The 22,440-nt window shown below is 68.6% G+C and carries 20 protein-coding genes and 4 pseudogenes; 12 read left to right on the forward strand and 12 right to left on the reverse strand.

Annotated elements, in window-relative coordinates; genetic code table 11:
• Nucleotides 1-146: 146 nt before the first annotated feature.
• Nucleotides 147-734: a dihydrofolate reductase family protein gene (locus Pen02_RS39405; protein ID WP_203871321.1), complete on the reverse strand. Its 588-nt coding sequence runs from the start codon at nucleotides 732-734 to the stop codon at nucleotides 147-149.
• Nucleotides 735-953: 219 nt separating this feature from the next.
• On the reverse strand, nucleotides 954-2,402 hold the full coding sequence (locus tag Pen02_RS39410; protein ID WP_239141992.1) for an MFS transporter: 1,449 nt from the start codon (nucleotides 2,400-2,402) through the stop codon (nucleotides 954-956).
• A gap of 86 nt (nucleotides 2,403-2,488) precedes the next feature.
• On the opposite strand from Pen02_RS39410, the gene Pen02_RS39415 reads away from it, so the two are divergent.
• The gene (locus Pen02_RS39415; RefSeq protein WP_203871322.1) at nucleotides 2,489-2,953 is read left to right on the forward strand and encodes a winged helix-turn-helix transcriptional regulator; all 465 of its coding nucleotides are present in this window, start codon (nucleotides 2,489-2,491) and stop codon (nucleotides 2,951-2,953) included.
• A gap of 269 nt (nucleotides 2,954-3,222) precedes the next feature.
• On the opposite strand, the pseudogene Pen02_RS39420 reads toward Pen02_RS39415, so the two are convergent.
• Nucleotides 3,223-4,380 (reverse strand): annotated as a pseudogene (locus Pen02_RS39420) (IS110 family RNA-guided transposase).
• A 276-nt stretch (nucleotides 4,381-4,656) separates the two neighbouring features.
• Between Pen02_RS39420 and ybiA the strand changes: the two are divergent.
• Nucleotides 4,657-5,178 (forward strand): riboflavin biosynthesis intermediates N-glycosidase, encoded by a 522-nt coding sequence (gene ybiA, locus Pen02_RS39425; protein WP_239141993.1) that lies wholly within the window; start codon nucleotides 4,657-4,659, stop codon nucleotides 5,176-5,178.
• A gap of 93 nt (nucleotides 5,179-5,271) precedes the next feature.
• Nucleotides 5,272-5,685: a hypothetical protein gene (locus Pen02_RS43280; RefSeq protein ID WP_443678495.1), complete on the forward strand. Its 414-nt coding sequence runs from the start codon at nucleotides 5,272-5,274 to the stop codon at nucleotides 5,683-5,685.
• A 47-nt stretch (nucleotides 5,686-5,732) separates the two neighbouring features.
• Here the strand turns inward: Pen02_RS43280 and Pen02_RS43285 are convergent.
• Nucleotides 5,733-5,924, reverse strand: a pseudogene (locus tag Pen02_RS43285) (histone-like nucleoid-structuring protein Lsr2); the annotation flags it as partial.
• 60 nt (nucleotides 5,925-5,984) lie between these two features.
• Here Pen02_RS43285 and Pen02_RS39435 point away from each other — a divergent pair.
• The 3 genes from Pen02_RS39435 to Pen02_RS39445 all read left to right on the forward strand — a co-directional run bounded on the left by Pen02_RS39435 (nucleotide 5,985) and on the right by Pen02_RS39445 (nucleotide 9,018).
• Nucleotides 5,985-6,398 carry a MerR family transcriptional regulator gene (locus Pen02_RS39435; RefSeq protein ID WP_239141994.1) on the forward strand — a complete coding sequence of 138 codons (414 nt, stop codon included), beginning with the start codon at nucleotides 5,985-5,987 and terminating at the stop codon, nucleotides 6,396-6,398.
• Nucleotides 6,399-6,588: 190 nt separating this feature from the next.
• Nucleotides 6,589-8,058 (forward strand): MFS transporter, encoded by a 1,470-nt coding sequence (locus Pen02_RS39440; protein WP_203871324.1) that lies wholly within the window; start codon nucleotides 6,589-6,591, stop codon nucleotides 8,056-8,058.
• A 75-nt stretch (nucleotides 8,059-8,133) separates the two neighbouring features.
• Nucleotides 8,134-9,018 carry a TIGR03619 family F420-dependent LLM class oxidoreductase gene (locus Pen02_RS39445; RefSeq protein ID WP_203871325.1) on the forward strand — a complete coding sequence of 295 codons (885 nt, stop codon included), beginning with the start codon at nucleotides 8,134-8,136 and terminating at the stop codon, nucleotides 9,016-9,018.
• A gap of 286 nt (nucleotides 9,019-9,304) precedes the next feature.
• Here the strand turns inward: Pen02_RS39445 and Pen02_RS39450 are convergent, their stop codons facing one another.
• Together Pen02_RS39450 and Pen02_RS39455 are read right to left on the reverse strand one after the other, a co-directional pair.
• Complete coding sequence (locus Pen02_RS39450; protein ID WP_203871326.1) at nucleotides 9,305-9,469, reverse strand: hypothetical protein; 165 nt, start codon at nucleotides 9,467-9,469, stop codon at nucleotides 9,305-9,307.
• Between the two features lie 1,216 nt (nucleotides 9,470-10,685).
• Entirely contained in the window at nucleotides 10,686-11,798 is a 1,113-nt protein-coding gene (locus tag Pen02_RS39455) for an Ig-like domain-containing protein (protein ID WP_203871327.1), read from the reverse strand.
• A 186-nt stretch (nucleotides 11,799-11,984) separates the two neighbouring features.
• Here Pen02_RS39455 and Pen02_RS39460 point away from each other — a divergent pair.
• Nucleotides 11,985-12,347, forward strand: a pseudogene (locus Pen02_RS39460) (iron ABC transporter permease); the annotation flags it as partial.
• A gap of 117 nt (nucleotides 12,348-12,464) precedes the next feature.
• On the opposite strand, the gene Pen02_RS39465 reads toward Pen02_RS39460, so the two are convergent.
• A complete protein-coding gene (locus Pen02_RS39465; RefSeq protein ID WP_203871328.1) occupies nucleotides 12,465-12,872 on the reverse strand; it encodes a BlaI/MecI/CopY family transcriptional regulator in 408 nt (135 codons plus the stop codon).
• Nucleotides 12,873-12,964: 92 nt separating this feature from the next.
• Between Pen02_RS39465 and Pen02_RS39470 the strand changes: the two genes are divergently transcribed.
• The 4 genes from Pen02_RS39470 to efeB all read left to right on the forward strand — a co-directional run bounded on the left by Pen02_RS39470 (nucleotide 12,965) and on the right by efeB (nucleotide 17,533).
• Nucleotides 12,965-13,873, forward strand: a complete 909-nt coding sequence (locus Pen02_RS39470) for a M56 family metallopeptidase (protein WP_203871329.1) — start codon at nucleotides 12,965-12,967, stop codon at nucleotides 13,871-13,873.
• A gap of 327 nt (nucleotides 13,874-14,200) precedes the next feature.
• Nucleotides 14,201-15,079: an iron uptake transporter permease EfeU gene (efeU, locus tag Pen02_RS39475; protein WP_203871330.1), complete on the forward strand. Its 879-nt coding sequence runs from the start codon at nucleotides 14,201-14,203 to the stop codon at nucleotides 15,077-15,079.
• Between the two features lie 23 nt (nucleotides 15,080-15,102).
• Nucleotides 15,103-16,236, forward strand: coding sequence for an iron uptake system protein EfeO (gene efeO, locus Pen02_RS39480; protein WP_203871331.1), 1,134 nt, complete (start codon nucleotides 15,103-15,105; stop codon nucleotides 16,234-16,236).
• Between the two features lie 25 nt (nucleotides 16,237-16,261).
• Nucleotides 16,262-17,533: an iron uptake transporter deferrochelatase/peroxidase subunit gene (efeB, locus tag Pen02_RS39485; protein ID WP_203871332.1), complete on the forward strand. Its 1,272-nt coding sequence runs from the start codon at nucleotides 16,262-16,264 to the stop codon at nucleotides 17,531-17,533.
• Between the two features lie 378 nt (nucleotides 17,534-17,911).
• On the opposite strand, the gene Pen02_RS39490 is transcribed toward efeB, so the two are convergent.
• The 3 genes from Pen02_RS39490 to Pen02_RS39500 form a co-directional block, all read right to left on the reverse strand.
• Entirely contained in the window at nucleotides 17,912-18,256 is a 345-nt protein-coding gene (locus tag Pen02_RS39490; RefSeq protein ID WP_203871333.1) for a hypothetical protein, read from the reverse strand.
• A 356-nt stretch (nucleotides 18,257-18,612) separates the two neighbouring features.
• Complete coding sequence (locus Pen02_RS39495; RefSeq protein WP_203871334.1) at nucleotides 18,613-18,966, reverse strand: histone-like nucleoid-structuring protein Lsr2; 354 nt, start codon at nucleotides 18,964-18,966, stop codon at nucleotides 18,613-18,615.
• Nucleotides 18,967-19,304: 338 nt separating this feature from the next.
• Nucleotides 19,305-19,670 carry a hypothetical protein gene (locus tag Pen02_RS39500; RefSeq protein WP_203871335.1) on the reverse strand — a complete coding sequence of 122 codons (366 nt, stop codon included), beginning with the start codon at nucleotides 19,668-19,670 and terminating at the stop codon, nucleotides 19,305-19,307.
• A 642-nt stretch (nucleotides 19,671-20,312) separates the two neighbouring features.
• On the opposite strand from Pen02_RS39500, the gene Pen02_RS39505 reads away from it, so the two are divergent.
• Nucleotides 20,313-20,621, forward strand: coding sequence for an immunity 53 family protein (locus Pen02_RS39505; protein ID WP_203871336.1), 309 nt, complete (start codon nucleotides 20,313-20,315; stop codon nucleotides 20,619-20,621).
• 16 nt (nucleotides 20,622-20,637) lie between these two features.
• Here Pen02_RS39505 and Pen02_RS39510 read toward each other — a convergent pair.
• A pseudogene (locus tag Pen02_RS39510) lies at nucleotides 20,638-21,756 on the reverse strand (IS630 family transposase).
• 31 nt (nucleotides 21,757-21,787) lie between these two features.
• Nucleotides 21,788-22,339 carry a GNAT family N-acetyltransferase gene (locus tag Pen02_RS39515; RefSeq protein ID WP_203871337.1) on the reverse strand — a complete coding sequence of 184 codons (552 nt, stop codon included), beginning with the start codon at nucleotides 22,337-22,339 and terminating at the stop codon, nucleotides 21,788-21,790.
• Between the last annotated feature and the right edge of the window lie 101 nt (nucleotides 22,340-22,440).

The following is a 22,440-nucleotide window of genomic DNA, read 5'->3' on the forward strand; positions in this document are numbered from 1 at the left end:
ACCGGAGGTCCTTCCTCGTGTCACGCTCCCTCAGGGGCGACAACCTGTCCGAGACCCTTATTTACCAGGCTCAAACGGTTCCGTATCACCAGATCGAGGGCGACCGGCGACCGACGACCGATAACGCCGCCCTGACCGAACGCCGGCTACGACGCCCGGAACCGGTTGACGACGATGCCGCAGTCGTACACCTTGGTGGCGATTGGCTGCAGCCGCAGCCCGTCGACGGCCGAGGCGAAGATCGTTGATCCGGCTCCGACCGCGGTGGGATTGACGAAGAACTGGTACTCGTCGACGAGCCCGTTCGCCACCAGGGCAGAGGCGAATCCGGCGCCGCCGAAGCAGATGACGCGGGCGGCCGTACGGGTGAGTGCGGTGACCTCCGTGACGAGGCCGCCGGTGGCGATCGTCGTCCTCGGCCAGCGTGACTCCATGGGTCGGCTCGTCACCACCACCTTGAAAGCCTTGGCGATGGTGCGCGCGAACGCGTACCGCGGATCGTGCGGATGGGCTTCGGCCGTGCGTGTCCAGTGGTCGACGTAGCCCTCTTCGGCCATCTTGCGGCTCAGTAGCACGGTGTCGACCTGCTCGAACCCGGTGTTGTAGTCGCGTTGCAGCTCGTCGTCCCAGGACCAGTCGGGTCCCCAGTCCCAGACCTGCCAACGCAGAGCTGGTCGTTGTGCCGAGACGAAACCGTCGACGGAGGTCTGCATCTGCAAGGTGAGGGTACCCATCTGGTCTCCTGATCGTGTTCGTGTGGGCGACTCACGCCATCCGGCGCGGCGCGGGCGGCGTGGTGCCGGACGGTGCCGGGCACGCCGCGGTCCTCGGTGGTACGCAATTGTGTAGGGCCGTGCCGCGACGTGGCCCTTGGTCAGGCCGCGCTGCCGCCCCGCCACGCCAGCGCGATCGTGCAGGTCATCCTCCGCGCTCCAACCGTGCGAAACTGACCGCTACGCTCGATCGAGGGATTCCACCGGTGACCGCGATCCAGCGTGGACGGGTGCCGGAGCCAGGCGCCGCCGTTCCGGCGAGAAGGTCGCGGTGATCGCGCCGACGATGGAGGCTGCGCCACCCAATATCAGCGCTGCCTGAAATCCGTCGATGGATGCCTCGGGTGAGTCGTAGCTGCCGTAGGCGATGAACATGGCGCTCAGGCAGACGACGCCGAAGACGGCGCCCACCTCTCGAACGGCACTGTTGGTGCCCGAGGCGACGCCGATGTCGTTCTGCGGGACCGATCCGAACACAGCGTTGATCACCGTCGGGATGGACATGGTGATCCCCACGCCGCCGATGATCATGGGCAGGATCAGGCTGCCGTAGGCCATACCGGGCGCCGCGAGCCACGCGATCACTATGAGGGAGATGCCTTGCAGCAGCAGGCCGACGGTCATGAACGGCCAGTTGCCGTACCGGTCAGCGAGCCGCCCGACGATCGGGGCCACCAGCAGCGGCATGAGGGTCCAGGGCAGCATGTGCAGTCCGGCGGCCATCGGCCCGTCGCCCAGCCCGACCTGGAACAGTTGGGCGAGCATGAACAATGACCCGATCAGGGCGAAATGCTGGAAGAACGCCACGATATTGACGACTGCGAACTGCTGGTTGCGAAAGTAGCTCAGCGGCAGCATCGGCTGTGGCGTGTGGCGCTCCCAGGCGACGAACGCCAGCAGTAACAGCGCGCCACCGACTGCCGTGACGAGGACCTCCGAGCTGGCCCAACCCGCGTTGGGTCCCCGCACGAGAGCCCAGGTCAAGCCGAACAAACCCAACGAGACCAGGGTGAGACCGGTGAGGTCGAGTCTGGGCCGGGGGCCACGGCTTTCCCGCAACAGCAGGGCGGAGAGCAGGGCCGCGCCGAGCCCGAGCGGCACGTTCAGCCAGAAGATCCACGGCCAGGACAGGACCTGGGTGATGAGCCCTCCGACGACTGGTCCGGCGGCTACCGCCAAGCCGGACACGCTGCCCCAGACCCCCATGGCCATGCCGCGTCTGTGCGGCGGGAACGCGTCGGTGAGCAACGTCAGGCTGACCGGCATGCACAGCGCGGCGCCGATGCCCAGCAGGACGCGTCCGATGATTAGCACCTCCACCGTCGTGGACATGGCGGCCACGACCGACGCCGCGGTGAAGACGACCAGCCCGATCACGTACATCCGCCGGCGGCCGAACCGGTCACCGAGGGCCGCGCCGGTGAGCAGCAGGCAGGCGAACGCCAGGGTGTAGGCGTTGACCGTCCACTCCAGGTCGGCCAGGCTGGCGCCCATTTCGGTACGGATGGTCGGCAGCGCCGTCACCACCACCATCACGTCCAGCGCGGTCAGGAACGCGCAGATCGAGACCAAACCAAGCGCCCAGCCCGGCCGCATCGGCCGCGCGGTGCTGTCGACTTCCGTGCTCATCGGTGCCCCCAGTCCTCAGTCCCTTGAGGAGACTTACCGTACAGCAAGATGGTTTCTTGAGGGAACTAACGTGCTAGGCTCACTCCATGCAGCGGACCCGCTTCGGCGACATGGCGTGCTCTATCGCCCGCACCATGGAAGTTGCGGGTGAGCCATGGTCACCGCTGATCATCCGGGACGTGTGGTCGGGCATCCACCGCTTCGACGAACTCCGCAGCGACCTGGGCATCTCCCGCAAGATCCTGACCGAGCGCCTCAAATGGCTGGTGGGCCAAGGAATCCTGGAGCAACGCGCCTACTCCGAGCGTCCGCCGCGTCACGAGTACGTGCTCACCCGGAAGGGGCTGGAGTTCTGCGACGTGCTGCTGGCGATCAACGCGTGGGGCGACCGCTGGACCGCGGGCGACGCCGGACCGCCGAACCTGCTGCGGCACCGCGCCTGTGGCCGGCACACCAGCGCCGAGTTGCGGTGCGTCGAATGCGGCCAGCCACTGCATGCCGGAGACGTCGACATCGAACCCCAGACACAGCAGCCAGCTGCCACACGATGACGCACAGACAACCACCGCGCAGCCGGCGCCGGTCGCCGGGTGCGGTCGGGTTGCCGTACGCCTACGCCGCCTGTGCTCATGTGGACGGTGCGGCTGGAGGCGCAGCTGGCTGGGGCGGGCGCCGCGTAAGCAGGATGTCCCGCTCGTACGACGCCGACGACGCCTCGGCGGTGTCATCAACGGATACCACCGAATAGCCTGACACGACTTCTAAGAGCCTGGTAAATAAGGGTTTCAGGTGGATTGGTGGCGGGCGAGTCGGCGGGTCATCACGATGAGGCGTAGAGGACGTCGACGCGGCGTCGGGCCAGGCAGAGCAGCGCGGCAGTGTGGTTCTTGCCCTAGGCGCGTTTCCGGGTCGTAGTAGACGGGACCTTCAGGCTGGCGAACGCCGACAGGTGGAGAGCGTGTTTCAGCGCCCCCGGTTCCCGCGCTGAGGGGGTCGCTCCCCGCGGATGGTGCGCCCTGACTGACGGGTCACCGGCGCGAGACCAGCGTAGGCGGCCAGGTGCGCGGAGCTGCGAAACGCGATGCCATCGCCGAGGGTGAGCAGCAACGCCACCGCGGTTCTCGCACCAACCCCGGGCATCGAGGTCAGCACGCCGGCGAGCGGATGCTGCTCCAACAGGGCGCCGGGATCCCGATCGATGCGGACCGCTCATCGAGCACCATGAGCAGCTGGGCCGCGACCCCGCTGATCACTCGCCCGTACTGGGCTGTTGCCGGGATGACGACGCTCTGTTTAGCCAGCGCGGTGAGGATCTGCGCGGGCAGGCTCGCCGCGAGACGCGGCGATCGCGGCGCCAAGGCCCGTCGCAGCGCGGTCTCGTCGAGAGCACAAAGCTGCTGCGGCGTCCCAGCCAACGACAGCAGCTCGAGCACGCCGCGACGGCGCAGATGGTGACCTAGCAATCTTTCCAGCGGTGGGTGGACGTGTAGTAATGCGTCGTGCAGTCGGTTGGTCAATCGGGTCGCCTCGTTGGCCAGGTCGGCGTCGTATCCGGCAAGAACTCCCAGCGCGGCCACGGCCTGCTCATCCGGGCCGACCCGGCGCAGCGTGTGTGGCAATGTGCGGGCGGCATCCGCGATGACGAACGCGTCTCGCGCGTCGGTCTTGCCTTCGCCCGGATAGACATCGGCGATGCGCGCATTGCGAGCCCGGGAAGATAGCCCACTTCGATTCCCATATCGCGCGCGACGGCGATGGCCAGCGCCCCGATCGACGCGGGCTGGTCAACCACCACCAGGACCTGCCCATGGACGGTGAGCTCGGTGAACAAGGTGCGCAAGGCGGCCTCGTCGTTGGGTAGCGGACGGTCGACCAGCCGCCGGCCTCCGTGATCCAGTGCGACCGCGTGGTGCGTCTCCCGGGCGACGTCGACACCGCAGAACACCTCGAACCCCTGACGCTCGCCGGGCTGCGCGATACCGGGTCTGGACAACGATCGCTCTCCTTGCTATCAGAGCAGGCCAGCCTTGGACGACGCGCCGGCAGCCACGTTACGAAGGCCTCCGCATGCGCGGGCCAGGTCCCTATCAGCGGTCACGAACGCCCTGCGGTCCCGGTGACACCACCTCTGAGGTCATCAACGACAGGAGCCATAAGTCATGCCGGGACCGCCGGCCCGCACCCCTCCACGAGAGGCACGAAGAAAGTAACGGGAGCCATGATCGGTTGCCGCTCTGTCGATGCCTGTGACACGGTGCAGATCTCCGACCCCCGCTCCGAGGCCCAGATGACGATCTACTTCTACGGTGCCGACGAGGTTCCGTACGGCTGCTTCTCCAACTTCTCCGGCCACGGCTTCGACCTCGACGGCCACTGGTGGACGACCTCCGAGCACTATTTCCAGGCCCAGAAGTTCCCAGGTACCCGCCACGCCGAACTCATCCGGCGGACGGCGACCCCGTTGCGGGCCGCCGAGCTGGGCCGCGACCGGTCCCGGCTACTGCGCCGCGACTGGGAACGGGTCAAAGACGACGTGATGCGCCGGGCCGTGACGGCCAAGTTCACCGCCCACGCCGACATCCGCGCCATCCTGTTGGACACCGGCGACGAGGAGATCATCGAGGACACCAGCACTGACCACTACTGGGGACGCGGCCGGAGTGGCACCGGCAAGAACATGCTCGGACGGATCTTGATGCGCACCCGTACCCAGCTACGGGCCGACCTCACTCAGAACGCCAACATCCAGGGCCGCCGACAGCGGCGATGGCACTGAACGCAACCATCACGAACGCGCTGTCCGCGGCAGATCCGCGCGTTGGTACTTCGCCGCGAGCGTCGACTTGAGGTACGCCGATACCGTTGTGGCGTGGGCCAGGACGACGACCCCCGGGGGGTGCGACTGCTGAACGCGGTCGTGGCGGCGTTCGGCAGCCTGGAGGAGTTCGGGTTCCAGATCGCGCATCCGCGGATCGGCGGCGGTCGAGGGGCTCAGGTTCTCGTGGGCAGTGATGACGTGGCGATCGACGTTACCGCCGACTGGTACGACCGGGAGCTGTCCGTAGCGATCAAGGTTGCCGGTGCCGACTGGTTACCCATCGCTCGTCTGCTGCCGGAACTTTCCGCAGCCATGCGACCACTGCCCTGCAACGCCAGGCGCGGGGTTATGCAAAAGCGTCTGGAGCGGATCTCCACCGGGCTTCGGCTCAACGCACCGGAGGTCCTGGCCGGCGGATCGGCCGCCCTCGCCCGCGTGCTACGGGCAGGCGCCGGACGAGAGTAGTGGCAGTTCGCTCGACTCGCCCGGGTAGCGGCAGATCCGTGCACCCTGCGGCCGAGTTTCTGACCCGAGGCGGTGTACGGGGCGAAGGCGTTCTGGAGCTTGTCGGCGTTTGCGGTGGCCAGTTCGATTTCGTACTGGACGCCGTCGAGGGAGAACTTGACGGTCTCGTCGGCATCGCCGCCGTCCAGGTCGTCGACCAACTTGTGACGTTCCGGTGCGGTCGGCGTGACTTGCCTCATCTCTTCGGTGGAATCAAGGGCTTGACCTTGACGCCTATGTCAGGGTTCTAGCGTCGAGGCATGGCTGAGGAGATCGTCACGATGCGCGTCGGTGAGGTGTCTGAACGGACTGGCGTCAGTCCTCGATCGCTGCGCTACTACGAGCAGCAGGGCCTCCTCGCACCGTGTCGGGCGGCGAACGGGTATCGGGAGTACGACGAGTTAAGCCTCGTCCGTGCTGCGAACATCCGTGACCTGATGGCGTCCGGGCTGACGGTTGAAGACATCCGCCTTTCTCTCGACGAGGGTTGTCTCGACCGGCCGCTGCACACGCTGCCGCCTTGTGAGGGGGCCCTGCAGGTCGCCGCCGACCGGTTGGCGGTGCTGGACAAGCGCATCGGCGCGTTGCTGGAGTTGCGCGAGCGGCTGGCCGCGCAGGTTTCGCAGACGCGGGCCGCCGTGCAGCGGCAGAGCGGCGTGAGCATCCCCAACTGAGCACGGAGATCGAAACGCGGATCGTTGCTTGACCGGTTCCGCGTCGGTCAGCCATGCCCTACGGCCCCGATCGCGGCGCACCCGGATTCGACATGCGTCGAACGTTCCGCGGCATCTGCCGGACTTTCCGAGGACCTCCTCGGCCTGCTTAGCCCACCCCAGCAGCGAACTTCCCGATTGGAATGCTCCGTTGATCACCGAACCCGTAAATACCCCAGCTGCCTGTCCGGCGCCGATCCGGGAAAGGCGGCGACCACTGGCGCTCGGCGTTCTGTCCGGGGCGCTCGCTCTGGACATCGGCAGCCTTAACGTCGTCAACGCGGCGCTACCGGGAATCGGCACTCATTTCGGTTTGGAAGACGCAACTCTTCAGTGGACGATGACCGCCTACGCGGTCACCTTCGCCGGGTTCCTGCTGTTCGGCGGAAGGCTGGCGGACGTGCTCGGTCGCCGCTTCGTGTTCACCGCCGGGATTTCGCTGTTCACCGTCGCCGCGCTGGGGGGTGCGCTGGCACCGTCCGCGACCGTGCTGGTCGTTGCGCGTGCGCTGCAGGGCATCGGCGCCGCGCTGTGCGGACCGGCTGCGCTCGCGCTCCTGACTGAGATCTTCTCCAAGGGGACGGCACGCAACAGGGCGTTTGGCGTCTACGCGGCGGTCGGCGCCGCCAGCGGCAGCGGCGGGTTCGTGCTAGGCGGAGCGCTGACTCAGTTGTTCGGCTGGCGGTCGGTGTTCATGTTCTCCGTGGTGTCCGGCGTGGCCGTGCTGGCCGCAGCCAAGGCGGCGCTTCCCGCTGGTGTCCGGCGTCGTCAACCGCTCGACCTGCCCGGCGCTGCGACGGTGACGGCGGGCCTGTTACTGGCGGTATTCGGCATCAGCCACGGCGCGCAGGCTGGCTGGAATTGGGCCGACACGATGCTGCCCCTGGCTGCCGCCGTTGTGCTGCTGGCAGCGTTCGTGCTGTGGGAACTCCGCGCGCCGCAGCCGCTGCTGCCGATCGCGATCTTCCGCGCCGCCCCGGTACGGGCCAGCACGTTGGCCGCGTTCCTGCTGACCACCGCAGCGATCGGGCTCCAGTTCTTCGCACCGCTGTACCTGCAAGGCATGCTGGGCTACTCGCCACTCCAGTCCGGCCTTGCGGTGCTGCCGCTGTCATTGACCGTATTCGTGACGGCAACCTTCTGCACCGGCCGCCTGCTGTCCCGGGTCGGGCAGCGGCCTCTCCTGGTCGCCGGACTGGTGCTGATCGCGATGGGCGTCGCGACGTGGGCGTGGACCTCGGCCAGCGGCGACTACTGGCTGCGGATGCTGCCGGGCCTCGTCGTCATGGGCATCGGGATCGGGGTCGTCTTCCCGACGATGACCGCCGCCGCGCTGACCGGGGTTCCGCAGCACCAGCACGGCGTCGCTGGCGCGGTGAATGTCACCGCACAGCAGATCGGTGCCGGCGTCGGTGTGACGGCACTGGTCGTCGTCGCGGCGGTGGACACCGCCGGCACGGGCGCGGCCCTGCTCCCGGGCTACCACGCGGCGTACCTCACGGCGGGCGTCGCCTGCGGACTCGGCGCCCTGGTGATCGGGCTCGCCCGCGGATGGAACGGCGGCGCAACAACCCCGCAGCCGGAAGAGGCGCCTGCGGCCACCCGTGACGCCCTGCGATGACACCCGCCCGGACCGTGCAGCGACCGGTACCACCGACGTACTACCCGTCCGAACACGCCGACCACGGAGCAGTCGATGAAACTGGGTGTATCCCTCGAACCGCCGCAGTGGGCAAGCCAGGACGGCGACCTCGTCCTGCAAACCGCCCGGAAGGCCGAACGCCTCGGCTTCCACTACCTCCTGATGTCTGGTCACGTGCTGGAGAACCGCAACGGCTCGGCCATGGATCCGCTGGTGATGTTGTCATCGGTCGCAGGCGCGACGTCCCGTATCGGCGTCGCGACGAGCGTCCTGGTGGTTCCGCACTACAACCCCGTAGTGCTGGCCAACCAGGCGGCCACGCTCGACGTGCTGTCGAACGGGCGTTTCGTCCTCGGGGTGGGCACGGGCTGGAATCCCGACGAGTTCGAGGCGGTCGGTGTGCCGCTGCGGGAGCGGGGAGCGCGCACCGACGAACACCTGGAGGTCATGAAGGCGCTGTGGATCGGGACCCCCACGGACTACGAGGGGCGGTTCACGTCGCTGCGGCAGGCAGTCGGCGGCATCGCGCCCCGCACCGCTGGCGGGCCCCCGGTCTGGATCGGCGGGCACAGCGACGCGGCGCTGCGGCGGGCGCTGCGCTTCGCCGACGGCTGGCACGGCGGCGGCATTGACCATCGCGCCGTGGCCGAGATCCGCGCCCGCCTCGCGGCCCTCGGCGAAAAGATCGGCCGGGATCCGGCGACGCTGCGGCTGACGGCTGTGTGCTTTCTGACCCCGCCCGGATTCGACCAGAACCGCCCCTCGCCGGGCCGTCTACTTGGCGGCCCGAAACCCAACGCCGCCAGCGTGCTGGAGGAGATCGGCCAGCTCCAGGAAGCGGGGATCTCGATGTGCTCGCTGTGGATGCCAGTAGCCGGACCGCAACTAGCCGACGCGCTCGACTGGATCGCCCAGGAGGTCATGCCCGGGATGCCGTAGCCCAGCCCGGCGGCTGCTCGGCGCGCCGTCGCCGACGGCTTCGTTGCTGGCGCCGCAACGACCCCGTCCAGAAGCGACGAGAACGGACGGTACCCACGATTACGCTGATTGCCGCACCCGACTACTGCGACAGCCCATCATGATCTCCGGGTCGTGGGCGCAGAGGGCGGACGTTGCTCGGTCCGGCTGCGCGGCGGTGACTCGTGCAGGGCTGCGTCTAGCGCGTAGATGACCTGCGCGCTGCTGCGGCATCTGGGGACTTCCGGTAGCGTCGACCGCGCGGGCGTCACGTGATCGGAACGAAGTCCACTCTCGACCACCGTGGCGCCCTGGGCGGCAGGTCGGCGGCGGCCCGCCGGATCAGGTCGGTCGCCGGCTGCTCGGCCGGGGTCGCACCCAAGGTGTCGGTGAGCAGGCCGATTCGTCTGCCGTGCGGCGCGTCGGAGCGCATCGCGTCGGTGTAGCTGGCTGGGATTCGGCCGGTCGACTCGGCGGTGATTGGGTCGGCCGGGTCGTAGCCGACGGTGGCGTATCACGCCATGACTCAGGCTACGGAGCCCGCGAAAGCAGACAAGTGGGTTGTCTCCTGAGACAGCCGCAGTCTGGAGAACGACGGAGCCAGCGGACAGTTGCGGGTCGTCGACGGGGCGGCCCGTCTGACAACCCGCCACGGGCATCGGTGCGACAGTGAGTCCCGAAGATCATCACCGCTGCCGCCGGCCCGCCGGACGTCATCCTCGACGGCGAGATCGTCGTCCCCGGTCCCGACGGCTGTCCAGACTTCACCGCGCTGCGCGCACGTCTCGGCGTCGGCACTGACCGGGCCTGCGTACTAGCCGCCGTCCGCCCAGCGATCATCTACGCGTTCGACAGCCTCTGGCACGACGGCAAGACCTCCGCCGGACCGCATTGGCCGGACGCCGCCAGCACCTCGAAACGCTGCCACTGACCGGAGCGGTAGCCCTCGTGGAGACGCACCCCGGCCAGGCGCAAGCCGTGCTCGACTTCGCCAGGCGGCAATCCTCGAGGGCATCGTCGTCAAGCGCGCCGACTCGCTGTACCGCTCCGGACGACGATCCGCGGCGTGGCAAAAGTTCAAGATCCGCCACCACCAGAAGCGGGTTTGGATCACCGCATGGATCCCCAGCCCTGAAGAAACTCGACCGGTACTGGGTCAGCCGACCCGTCAACGGCCACTCACCCCGTCCGGTGAAGTTGCCCTCGGTCTCAAACCGGGCCAGGCGACGAAGCTCCGCCACATCTGCACGCGGCCGATCTCGGCGCCCGGCGCAGGAAGGGCCTGCGCCCGGTCGCACCCGTCGTCTCGATGACCGTCGCGGGACACGGCAAGCCGTCCGGGTGGCTACGAGACCCCGTGATCAGCGCAACGCACATCGACCCGTCGGGACCGCAGACCGGGTACCGCGCCCAGGAGGCCACGCCGTGAACAACGAAGCGCAACGGTTTGGACTGCTGGCAGTGCGCACCTTCGCCCGACGACGGCGCAGCCGTAACGCCGCTGATCGTCCAGCAGTCACACACGCCGATCTGGTTCGGCGAGACGAATAGCCGGCGGTCTGCCCACGGCTATCCCACCGGCGGTGGCCCGAAATGGGCGGTCCGAGACTGGCCGAGTGAGCCGGGTTCGGGTGGCGAGGAACGGCGGTTCACTCGGGGAGTCGGATGGTGACGGTCGCGGTGCTGCGTTTGCCTTCCTCGTTGACCTGGTAGCTGAAGCGGTCGATGCGGCCGTGGATGGGGTCCGGTTGGTAGAGGATCCGCCGATCTGTGAGGATGCGTGTGGTGCCGTACCGGGGCGGGTCGGTGACGGTCACCGTGGCGTACCGGGTGACGTAGTCGTTGGCGAGTACGTCGATGGTCAAGGCCCTGGCGCTGGTCAGCGCCACCCGATCGGTGTTGGCGTCGGGGGCCCGGACCAGGAGGAAGTCCCCGCCGACCCGGGTGTTGACGAAATAGCTGACCTCGCCGGTCGTCTGGTTGACGGTGCGGGCATCGGGGTACCGGTCGCCGTTCGCGTTGACCGCCCGGGCGGTCCAGCGGGTGCGGTTGGTCGGGTCGAGTTCGAGTTGGCTCATCACGCCGCTGCGCCGGATCCGGACCACGCCGCTGCTGCCGTCCTCGCATCTGTTCGTGTAGCTGAGCAGGGTGCCATCGACGCCGTCCTCGGTCCAGTCGGCGAACCGCACCTCAGGGGTGTCGACGGAGCAGAAGCGGACGGGGCCGAGAGCCACGGTCGAGCCCTCGATGAGGTACTGCGCCATCCCGCCGGGGCCGATGGCGTACGGACTGTACCGGCCTCCGGCACTGAACCTGCCCTTGCCGATGAACGCGGGTGTGGCCAGCGAGGACCGGTAGGTGGCCGCAGGCGCGAAGGTCGGCGGCTGGAGGACGAGTTGGTTGTAGTCCAGGGTGGACGGCGGCCCGGCGCTCCAGCCGATCCAAAGCTCGTCGGCCGGGTCGCCGTCGACGTTGACGGCCGTGCCGATGTCGGGACAGCGCGGGGTACTGCCGCCGTTGGGGGTGAGGTAGGTGTAGGCGATCGGTGGCAGGTAGACCCCAGGGGCCCCGCCGAACTCGACGATGGTGGAGCAGAGGTTGGGCGCGACCGAGCCGAGCACCGCCGCGTCCTGGATGCCGTCGGCGTTGTAGTCGCCGTAGAGGGTGTCTCCGGGGCCGTCGGCTTGGACGGGGAACGCTACCGTGCCGGTCGCGGCCAGGGTGACGAGGGCGAGCGTCGCGGGCCGGTACATGTTCCACATGGAGGTCCCCTTGCAGATGTTTTGTCGTGTGTAAGACGCTAGCCCGCGCGGATCGGCATCGATGGGCGGTGACCGTGATCCGACAGCCATACAGGCCACATATCCGCACGTCAGAGCCGTTGATTGATGGCCGGGAAGGGTCGGTGTCTGGGGGAATCACAGGCGCCGGCCGCCTCGTGCTGCTCGGGTTCGGCGTTCCTGGTGACCCTGACCGGCCTGCCGGCCCGGCGGGTGTTCGGCGCGCTTCCCCTCGCCGTGCCCACCTACATCGCCGCGTTCGCGTGGACCGCGACCGTGGACCGCTTCGAGGGGTTCTGGGCCGCCGCGCTGGTACTGACGCTCTGCTCGTACCTGTACGTCTTCCTACCGGTCGCCGCGGCGCTGCCCGACGGTGATCCGGCGTAGGAGGAGGGTGTCCCGGTCGTTGGGCCGGGGCGCCTGGCGGACCTTCACCGGGGTGACACTGCGACAGGTCCGCCCCGCGCTCACCGGCGGTGCGCTGCTGGTCGTCCTCTATGTACTGACTTCGGTGCGGTTTCCATCCTCCGCCCGCAGGTTATCCCCTACGGGAGGTAGCACAGAGCTTCTTTCGCACGTGCCGGCGGACGAGTGGGCGAAGGACTCCTGTGGAGTGCGGAAGAGTCGTACCAACGAGGCGGCCGGCCCTTACGGATCGGAGTCCTGGTGCAGAAGGTCCCGCAGGATCTGCTCATCCCGCTTGTCGAGTGTGCTGACGAACCGTCGCAGCACCGAGGTGTGGTCCGGTTCCGCGGCCAGCAGCCGACTCATCCGTTCGGCGACCAGACCGGCGGCGTCGCGCACGGCGCCGTAGCGGTATGCCCGTCCGTCTCGGTCCCGGGTGACGGCGCCCTTGTCGAACAGCCGGGTCAGGGTGGTCACCACGGTGCTGTAGGAGAGGGTGCCGGCGACGTCGAGCCGGTCTCGGACCTCGCCGGGGGTCAACGGTGCGGCGGCCTCGACGAGAACGGTGACCACCTGGGCCTCGAGTTGCCCGGGACGCCGGCGCCCACCTTCGGCCGGGTCGCCCTCGGCAGGGGGCGGTGTTGTGCTCATCGTCGATGACTGTATCGGCCGGCGTGGTGGCCTTCATCATGCCCGCCCGCGTCACGACCGTGGCACACTCGACCGGTCGCGGACGGAGAGACATGTTCGACCATTTCGTCTGGTCGGTGGTGGTGGTCCCACCGCTGATCGTGCTGGCCGTGCGGCTGCTGGCCGACCGGTTCGCGCCCTCGGCCGCAGCGACCATCATGGCCTGGTCGGCTGCTGCGGCGGGCGCGGCCAGCATGACCAACCTCGCGGTGTTCGCGCTCAAGGCGATCGCCGAGGTGCCGGCTGTCGGCGCTATGTTCGGCTGGTCGGCCCGGGTGGTCGCGGACGACACCGCGCATGTGGCCTGGGTGTCGTGGCTGAGCGCGGTGCTGCTCACGGCCTCGGTCGTGTCGGTTGCCTGGCGGTGGCGTCGACATCGTGCGGCGCTGCGTTCTGGCCGGGTCGCGTTGCCTGACGGTGACCGGCTCGTGGTACTGGCCGATCCGACCGCGCAGGCGTTCGCCGTGCCGGGTCGGCCAGGGCACGTCGTGGTGACCACCGGCATGCGCCAACTACTGACCGACCGTCAGTTCGACGCATTGCTCGCCCACGAGCACGCGCATCTGGCGGCCCGTCACCACCGGCTCATCCGCCTGGCCGAGCTCGCCGCCGCGATGCATCCGGCGCTGTGGTGGGTGGTTCGGCAGGTGGACTACCTGGTGGAGCGGGCCGCCGACGAGCAGGCCGCGATCGACGTCGGCAGTCGTCGTACGGTCGCGCAGGCCATCGGCGTGGCCGCGCTGGCCGCCAGCGGGAGGCCGGACACCTCGTACGGGTTGCACGCCGCGTCCGCTGGCGGGGTCGTGCCGCGCCGGGTCGCCCGGCTGTTGCATCCGAGGCCCACCGTTCGGTCGCGTGCGCTGCGCGTCCTGCCGGTGTCGCTGGCCTTGGCGTCGGTCGTCTGGACCGGCGAGGCGATCTACGACCTCTGTGAGCTACTGAGCGCGGCCCGACCCGGCTGATTGCCCACCCGAGGAGGGGGCGATGGCGACGACGGCCGCCGCCTGTGGTTGGCCGCTGGCTGGTCGTGAGCCGCCCGGCCGTCGCACGGCAGGCCCTCGGCTGAGCCCGGACCGGTCGCGCGCATCTGTCGAGTCGGATCAACCGCAGTACAGGTGGGGGCGTCCGGTGACGCTAGCGACATAGGTTAGGCTCTGCTAACTTCTACAACCAGTAGAGGAGACGGGTCGGGTATCGGGTCGAGGACGGCTCGACGCCGCACCCGAATACCAGAGCAAGGCCCGCCTGGGACGCGGTTCGTTCAGGAGTGCCGGAGAAGGATCGGTTCGATGTTCGCCACCTACCTGATCGGGCTACGCGAAGGGCTCGAAGCCACCCTGGTCGTCAGCATCCTGGTGGCGTTCCTGGTCAAGTCACAGCGGCGGGAACGGCTGCCGCAGGTCTGGCTCGGGGTCGGCCTCGCCGTTGCCGTCTCGGTGTTCTTCGGCTGGCTGATCGAGTACACCTCCACCACCCTTCTCGGCACCAGCGATCAGCGGGAACTCTTCGAGGCGGTCACCTCGGTGGCGGCCGTCGTGTTCGTCACCTGGATGATCTTCTGGATGCGTCGGGCCGCCCGTTCGATCGCGGGCGAGCTGCGCAACCGGCTGACCGAGGCGCTCGCCGTCGGGTCGGTGGCGGTAGCGGCGATGGCCTTCCTGGCCGTGGTTCGGGAAGGACTGGAAACCGCCCTGATCTTCTACTCGGCGGCACAGGGGGCGGCGGGCGACACCGGGCCGCTGCTGGCGCTGATCGGTGGCATCGCCACCGCCGTGCTGCTCGGCGTGCTGATCTATGTCAGCGCGATGCGGATCAACCTGACCCGGTTCTTCACCTGGACCGGCGCGCTGCTGATTCTGGTCGCGGCCGGCATCCTCAAGTACGGCGTGCACGACTTCCAGGAGGCGGGTGTGCTGCCGGGCCTGAACAACCTCGCCTTCGACATCACCGCCGTGCTCGACCCGAGCACCTGGTACGCCACCCTGCTCGCCGGGATGTTCAACATCACCCCGGCCCCGACCGTGCTCGAGACGATCGCCTGGGTCGGGTACGCGGTGCCCGTACTCCTCCTCTTCCTGCGGCCCGGACGCCGGACACCAGCACCTGCCCCGGCGGCCCCACCCGCCACCGTGCCGACGGCCGACGTACCCGCGTCGCAGCACGCCTGATTTCCACGAGGAGACCCGACCCGATGCGTACCTCCCGATTCCTGGCGGCCGTCGCCGCAGGCGCCCTCGCCACCGCCGGCCTGGCCGGCTGCGGCGGCAAGGGCACCGACACGGCCACCGCGGCCGGCGGCCCGATCGCCGTCAAGGCCGACGACAGCACCTGCGAGGTAGCCCGCACCGATATCGCGGCCGGCACCGCCACGTTCAAGATCACAAACTCGGGTGCCAAGGTCACCGAGTTCTACGTCTACGCCGACGGCGACCGGGTGCTCGGCGAGGTCGAGAACATCGCCCCCGGGCTGAGCCGGGAACTGCGGGTGGAACTGCCGGCGGGGACGTACCAGACGGCCTGCAAGCCGGGGATGAGCGGCAAGGGCATCCGCAACGCGCTCACGGTCAGCGGATCGGCCGCGCCACTGACCGCCGACGCCGCACTGGCCGACGCGACCGACAGCTACCAGCGGTACGTCAAGAGCCAGACCACCGCGCTGCTGGAGAAGACCGGCGAGTTCGTCGCCGCGATCAAGGCCGGCGACGTGGCCAAGGCCAAGGCGCTCTACCCGGTGGCCCGCACCTACTGGGAACGGATCGAACCGGTCGCCGAGATCTTCGGCGACCTCGACCCGAAGATCGACGGACGGGAGGAGGTCATCGAGGAGGGTATGGAGTTCACCGGCTTCCACCGGATCGAGAAAGACCTCTGGACCACCGGCGACATCAGCAAGGACGGCCCGCTCGCCGACCGGCTGATGGCCGACATCCAGGAGATCGTGGCCAAGGCCAACGCGGAAAAGCTCTCCCCGCTGCAACTCGCGAACGGCGCGAAGGAACTGCTCGATGAGGTCGCCACCGGCAAGATCACCGGCGAGGAGGACCGCTACTCGCACACCGACCTGTGGGACTTCAGCGCCAACCTGGAAGGCTCCAAGGCCGCCATCGCCGCGCTCCGCCCGGTGTTACAGAACCGAGCACCCGACCTGGTCGGCCAGCTCGACACGGAGTTCGCCAACGTCGAGACGCTGCTCGGCAAGCACCGCGCCGGGGACGGCTGGAAGCTGCACACCGCGCTGAGCCAGGCCGAGCTGAAGGAACTCTCCGACGGCATCAACGCGCTCGCCGAGCCGATCAGCAAGGTCGCCGCGGTCGTCGCCAAGTAGGTCGTACCAGTCGAGGGGAGGCCCGATGGGCGAGCGAACCAGTCGACTCAGCCGGCGGCGGGCGATGACGCTGGCCGGCACGGGGGTCGCCGGAGTGGTCGGCACGGCGGCCCTGGGTGCCAGCCGGCCCTGGGAACGGAGCGCGGCCGAGGACCACGCGGCGTCGGCGGTGCCGTTCCACGGCGAGCACCAGGCCGGGATCACCACCCCGGCGCAGGACCGGCTGCACTTCGTCGCGTTCGACGTCATCACCAAGGACCGGGCCAGGCTGGTCGCGCTCCTCCACGACTGGAGCACGGCGGCGGCCCGGATGACCGCCGGCCGGGACGCCGGGGAGATCGGCGCGGTCAGCGGCATCCCGCAGGCGCCGCCGGACGACACCGGCGAGGCGCTCGGGCTGCCACCGTCCCAGCTCACCCTGACCCTCGGCTTCGGTCCGTCGCTGTTCCGGGACGCGGACGGGCGGGACCGGTTCGGCCTCGCCGAGCGGCGGCCCGCCGCACTGGCCGCGCTGCCCCGGTTCCCCGGCGACGCGCTGCGCCCGGAGATCTCCGGCGGCGACCTGTGCGTACAGGCGTGCGCCAACGATCCGCAGGTGGCGGTGCACGCGATCCGGAACCTGGCCCGGCTCGGCATGGGCGTGGTCAGCGTCCGCTGGTCACAACTGGGCTTCGGGCGTACCTCGTCGACATCCCGCGATCAGGCGACCCCGCGCAACCTGTTCGGCTTCAAGGACGGCACCGCCAACGTGAAGGCAGAGGACGACGACTTGGCGCAGCAGCTCTGGGTGCAACCCGGTGACGGCCCGGACTGGATGACCGGCGGGTCATACCTGGTGACCCGCAAGATCCGGATGATCATCGAGACCTGGGACCGGACCTCACTGGGCGAGCAGGAGACGCTGATCGGCCGAACCAAGGGCAGCGGCGCGCCGTTGGGACAGACCGACGAGTTCGACGAGTTGGACCTGGAACTGACAGGCCCGGACGGCGAACCGGCAATCGCCGAGCAGGCGCATGTCCGGCTGGCCCACCCGAGCCAGCACAACGGCGCGCGGCTGCTCCGACGCGGCTACAACTTCGTCGACGGGTCCGACGGGCTGGGCCGGCTCGACGCCGGGCTATTCTTCATCGCCTACCAGCGGGATCCGCGCCGGCAGTTCGTACCGATCCAGACCCAGCTCGCCCGGCACGACCTGCTCAACGAATACCTGCGGTACGTCTCCAGCGGGCTGTTCGCCTGCCCACCCGGCGTACGCGACGACGCCGACCACTGGGGACGGGCGCTCTTCGCATGAGATCATCGCCCCTGCCAACCACTCGTGGTCCAGCTTGACGCGCATGGCCGTAGTCGCGGCGTGTATGTCGATCGCTGACCTGTCTGAGGCAATACGAAGTGCAACCCAGCTTCCGTGACGCTCAATCAACCAGGCGCGTTGGCTTCCAACACCACCTGCTGCTGTCCTCCCAGAGCTTGGGCTGCCATCCCGGCGCAGCGAGGATGGCAGCCAGGACCCGATTGGCGGGAGCAAGTCCATTGAAGCCGCAGGTCTGGGCGGCATAGCTCATGCCACCTGGGTCGTCGGCGGGGGACCAGTGCGGCGGCGCGTTCGGCCTTGGCGCGATCCGGGCGCCATGGGAGGTGCTGCTGGTCCGGATGCTGCGGATGCCAGCTTCTACCACGGCATGCTGGCGTGTCTGGCTCGGATGGAAGCGAGTCGGTCGACCAGGTCGTTGACAGCATCGTAGATCTCGTTTTCGGCCGGCCCGTGTGGATCCAGCCACGGATGCCCGTCAACCCGGAACCATTCGAGGGCTTCGTGGACGGCCTCGTTGACGGCGTAGTTGGCGTACCGGTCGATCCACCCGGCCTCATCTCGCTCGGCGAACACGATCTCGACATCGCCGCCGTCTTCCCATCCACCGTGGACGGTGGCGAAGCTGTCGTCGCGGGGGTGGTTCCAGTCGCCCGACGCGTCGATTTCCCTGCCGTAGGCGCACGGTATATCCGGCCCGGTCAACTCACCTGGCCTAAACTCGCGGCGCTTCAGGCTGCGGGTTTAGGTGAGCTGGAACGAAACGCGAGCGGCGGCAGTATCAGCCAGGGGCGTCATCGGGCAGCCCTTGAGCTCGTCAGCGGGTGGGGTGAAAGGTTTCGTCGCGCCGCCACTGTGCCCCATGCTGGCCTGCCGACCCGCGACGATCCTCAGGCCAGTTCAAGGCCATCGACTTCGCGGTCTAAATTCGGCGATGCGCCTGCACTAACCACCGCACCCGGATGCACCTATCGCGTTGGGCGTGTTTTCCTGATGCTCGGCGCGCCGACGCCGGCTCGAACGGAACCGCGCGGCGGTCGGCGCACCAGGGTCGGGTGTGGCTAGGACTTGCCGGCCTTGGCGTGGTACTCGTCGACGATCTCTTGTGGGATGCGGCCGCGGTCGGAGATGTCCCGACCTTCCTTCTTGGCCCATGCGCGGATCGCCTTGTTCTGCTCCCGATCCGCTACCGCGTTGCCGCGCCTGCGTGCGGCCCGGCTGCCGACCACGACGGCGCTGCGGCCGAGTTTCTGACCCGACCCGGTGTACGGCGCGAACGCGTTGCGGAGCTTGTCGGCGTTTGCGGTGGACAGGTCGATTTCGTACTGGACGCCGTCGAGGGAGAACTTGACGGTCTCGTCGGCATCGCCGCCGTCCAGGTCGTCGACCAACTTGTGAATGACCTGCTTGGCCACGGGGGGTGTCCCTTCGAGCGGTTGTCTGTTTGACGGTTGCACATTAGCGCGTAGCCCCGCGAAACGCTAAGTCCAAGTCCTGGGAAGCTGAGTCAAGAGATAGTCCACGGCGTGGATAGGCCCGGTTTCCGGGACAGCTGCCTCGGCCACCCGTGGCCGGTCGACGCCGCAACGCATGGCGTCGTCAGCTCACCACGGCTGCGTCTGCTGTTGTGATGCACGGATGGTCAACGATCGCTGCCATGTGAGCAGCCAGGCGCAATCGTCCCGCCCGTCGCCTCCCAAATCCGACAGCGCAGCTCCGATTCCCTCATCCATTCCAACCCGAGAGGTCCTGGTCAGCTGCCAAGTCCGACCAGGGCCTCGATCCGGAAGATTTCGAGTTGGTCAGGATGAGGGGTGGGTGGATCCGAGTCCGGCAGGAGATCTCCAGCTTCGGCGGCCAGGCGGTCGATCGTGTCGACCGGCATAAGGAAGGCGATGTGCCAGGTCTCGTCGTCCTGGCCGATCAGGGCCGTAACGGTGTCGTCGTCGTGCGCCCAGTGCACAGGTATGCCGGCGGCGTTGCCGATCTGTAACGCGCGTCGTGCGGCCCGGTCGGCTTCGCGGATGGACTGCAGGCGGGCAACCTTGCTGAGGTGGGCGCAGAAGTGGAACTCCCGTTGACCATCGGGGGAAGGATGACAGACAGGATCCGAGGGCATGTGCCGGGCGTTGTGTTGGTCCGGCGTGCCCCTACGTGCCCGTATACGCGGGGGTTCCCTATGGGTTTCGTTGGGGCTCGAATGTCACCAGTGGTCGTCGAGTTCAGCGATGCGGCGGCGGAGTGCGCGGGCATCGTGCCTCGGCAGGGGATGGATGATGATGTGCAGGATGTGGCGTAGTTCGATGGGGTCGGGGCAGCAGGCGAGGACGCCGCAGCCGTTTGTCGGGTCGAACAGGCGGTGATAGGGGTCGCGGAGGAGGTGAGTCCAAGCGTCGAGGGCCTCACGTGCCGCGCCGGGCCATAGCCGGGTTCGTTCGAGTTGGGCTATCGCGGCGCGGCCGCGTGGGCTGAGGCCGGGGATGCTGGGGACGGGCTGGTCAAGGCGGTGGTGTGCGGCGGTGCGTACTCGCGCCGGTGACCTACGCGCCATCGCCCTTTCTGGTGCTCGTCATGACGACCATGGTCGCACGCGGCTGATCTCATGCTGCCCTGGGCGTCGGCGGCTGGTAGGGACCTTTGAGCTGTCGCCGTCACCGTGATCTGGTCCGCCATCTCGTCGCTGTCTGCGACCTAGTGCGGTGACCGCGAAGGTTCACCGGGTTGCCAGCCCAGCGGCGCAGGTCGGTTAACATCCACGTCCATGTCCGAATCCGAGCAGGTCCTTGGCTGGCTGCAGAGCTGGTATGCCTCACAGTGCGACGGCGACTGGGAACACGAGTGGGGGTTGAAGATCGAAACGCTCGACAACCCCGGCTGGTCGGTCCTGATCGACCTTGAGGAGACGGAGTTGGCGGACCGGGAGTACCCCCGGCAGCGGATCACACGGGGCGAGCACGACTGGGTGATGGCCTGGACATCCGAGAAGGCCTTCCACGTCGCGTGCGGGCCTCGCAATCTGGCCGAGGCCCTCACCCTGTTCCGTGACTGGGCATCTGAGAGCGGCCAGTGAGGCGGTGAAAGGGCCGTCACATGGCATGCGCCGGTCGGCCGCCCCAGCGGATGCCCTTCTCGCTGCGGACGCGGGCACGTTCACGGCGTTGAGCGGCCAGGACGTCGGGGTGGCGGGCGTTGGCGTTGCGCCAGCGCAGGTAGGCGTGCAGGGCCCGGGTCTGGGCGGTGTGGTTGCGGTGGTGGGAGTTGGCGATGGTGAACTGGCGCAGCGGGCCGAAGTGGGCCTCGATCGGGTTGGCCCAGGATGCGTAGGTCGGGGTGAAGCACAACTCGACGCGGTTCTTGCGGGCCCAGTGGCGGATCGTCTCGCCCTGGTGAGCGGACAGGTTGTCCAGGATCACGTAGATCGAGGCGCCGTCGGGCCGGGCGGTGCGGATCGACTTGAGCGCGGCCAGGGTGTTCACGGTGCCCTTGCGCCGGCGGTTGACGCCCCACAGCCTGTCATCGCCCACCGAGTAGCAGCCGTGGAAGTACCGGACGCCGTGAGTGCGGCGGTAGGTGGCCGGCAGCCGCTGCGGGTGTCCCTGCGCTGCCCAGCCCGCACTGGCGGTGGGGCGGATCCCGAGCGGCCCGAACTCGTCGAACGCGAAGACCCGCTGCGGGAACCGGTCCAGGACCTCTTCGATCCGGTCGAGCTTGGCGTCGCGGTCGGGGTCCGAAGACTCCTTCCACGTCTTGGTCCGCTGGAACGTCACGCCACGGCGGGCCAGCAGACAGCGCAGGGCCTCGCGGCCGATGCGGATGACCCGTCCGTGGACTCTGCGCAGGTAGGCGGCGAGTTTGCGTAGCGACCAGCGGGTGAACGGCTGGCCGAGCTTGACCGGGCGGGTGGTGGCCGTCGCGACGACGAAGTCCTCGTCGTCAGGACTGAGCAGGCGGGGACGGCCTCCCGCCCACTGAGATTCCAGGCAGGCCAGGCCGATCTGATTGAACCGGTGGATCACGTCACGGACGGTGTCCTCGTCGGCCTAGACCAGTTGGGCGATGACCGGGACCCGGTTGCCGCCCGCGGATGCCAGCAGCATCATCGCGCGCCGGTAGCGCACCGAACTGGTGCTGCCCCGCCGCACGATCTGCTGCAGCTTCTGCCCTTCCTGGTCGGTCAACCTGCGTACACGGACAGGCTCGGCCACCTTGCCTCCAGGTGTCGGATCGGATGTCGGGCTACATCCAATCGCGACAACCGCTAACACGGCGAACCTTCCCGGTCACAGCACTAGCTAGGCGCAGGACGTGGAGGTGCTCGTCGTGTACCAGTCCGTCGCCGAACCGCTTGTGAGGCGGAAGCACCTTTTCCAGCGTGAAGCCCGCTGCGCGGGCTACGCGGCACGATGCCACGTTCTCGACCGCGTGGGTTAGGGCGATCCGGTCGAGGCGCAGCGCCGTGAACGCCCATTCCGACAGCGTGCGCAGGCAGGTCCTGGCGACACCGCGCCCGCGTGTCCATGGGGCCACCCGGTAGCCGACATACGCGGACCTGCCATGCCAGTTGATGTCGTGCAGGCTGATTGTGCCGGCGTAGGCGCCGGTGGCGTCGTCGATGATCGAGAAGGTGGTGTGGGTGCCGTCGGACCAGTCGGCACCCGTCAGGCAGTCGGCGATTGCGGCGGCCTCGTCGGGGATCTGGCAGCGCGGGTTCCACAGCCGCACGTCCGGATCGCCGGCAAGTGCCAGGACGGCGGGCGCCTCGCCGACGTGGGGCGGTCGCATCAGCATGCCGGCCGCCCTCAGTTCGACCGGCGCGATCCCCGCTGGTGGCCCACCTCCCGGCAGTGACGTCGCGGTGTATTCGGGTCCAGAGGCGGCCGGCCGGTCGA

Source organism: Plantactinospora endophytica, assembly GCF_016862915.1.
Taxonomy (GTDB): domain Bacteria; phylum Actinomycetota; class Actinomycetes; order Mycobacteriales; family Micromonosporaceae; genus Plantactinospora; species Plantactinospora endophytica.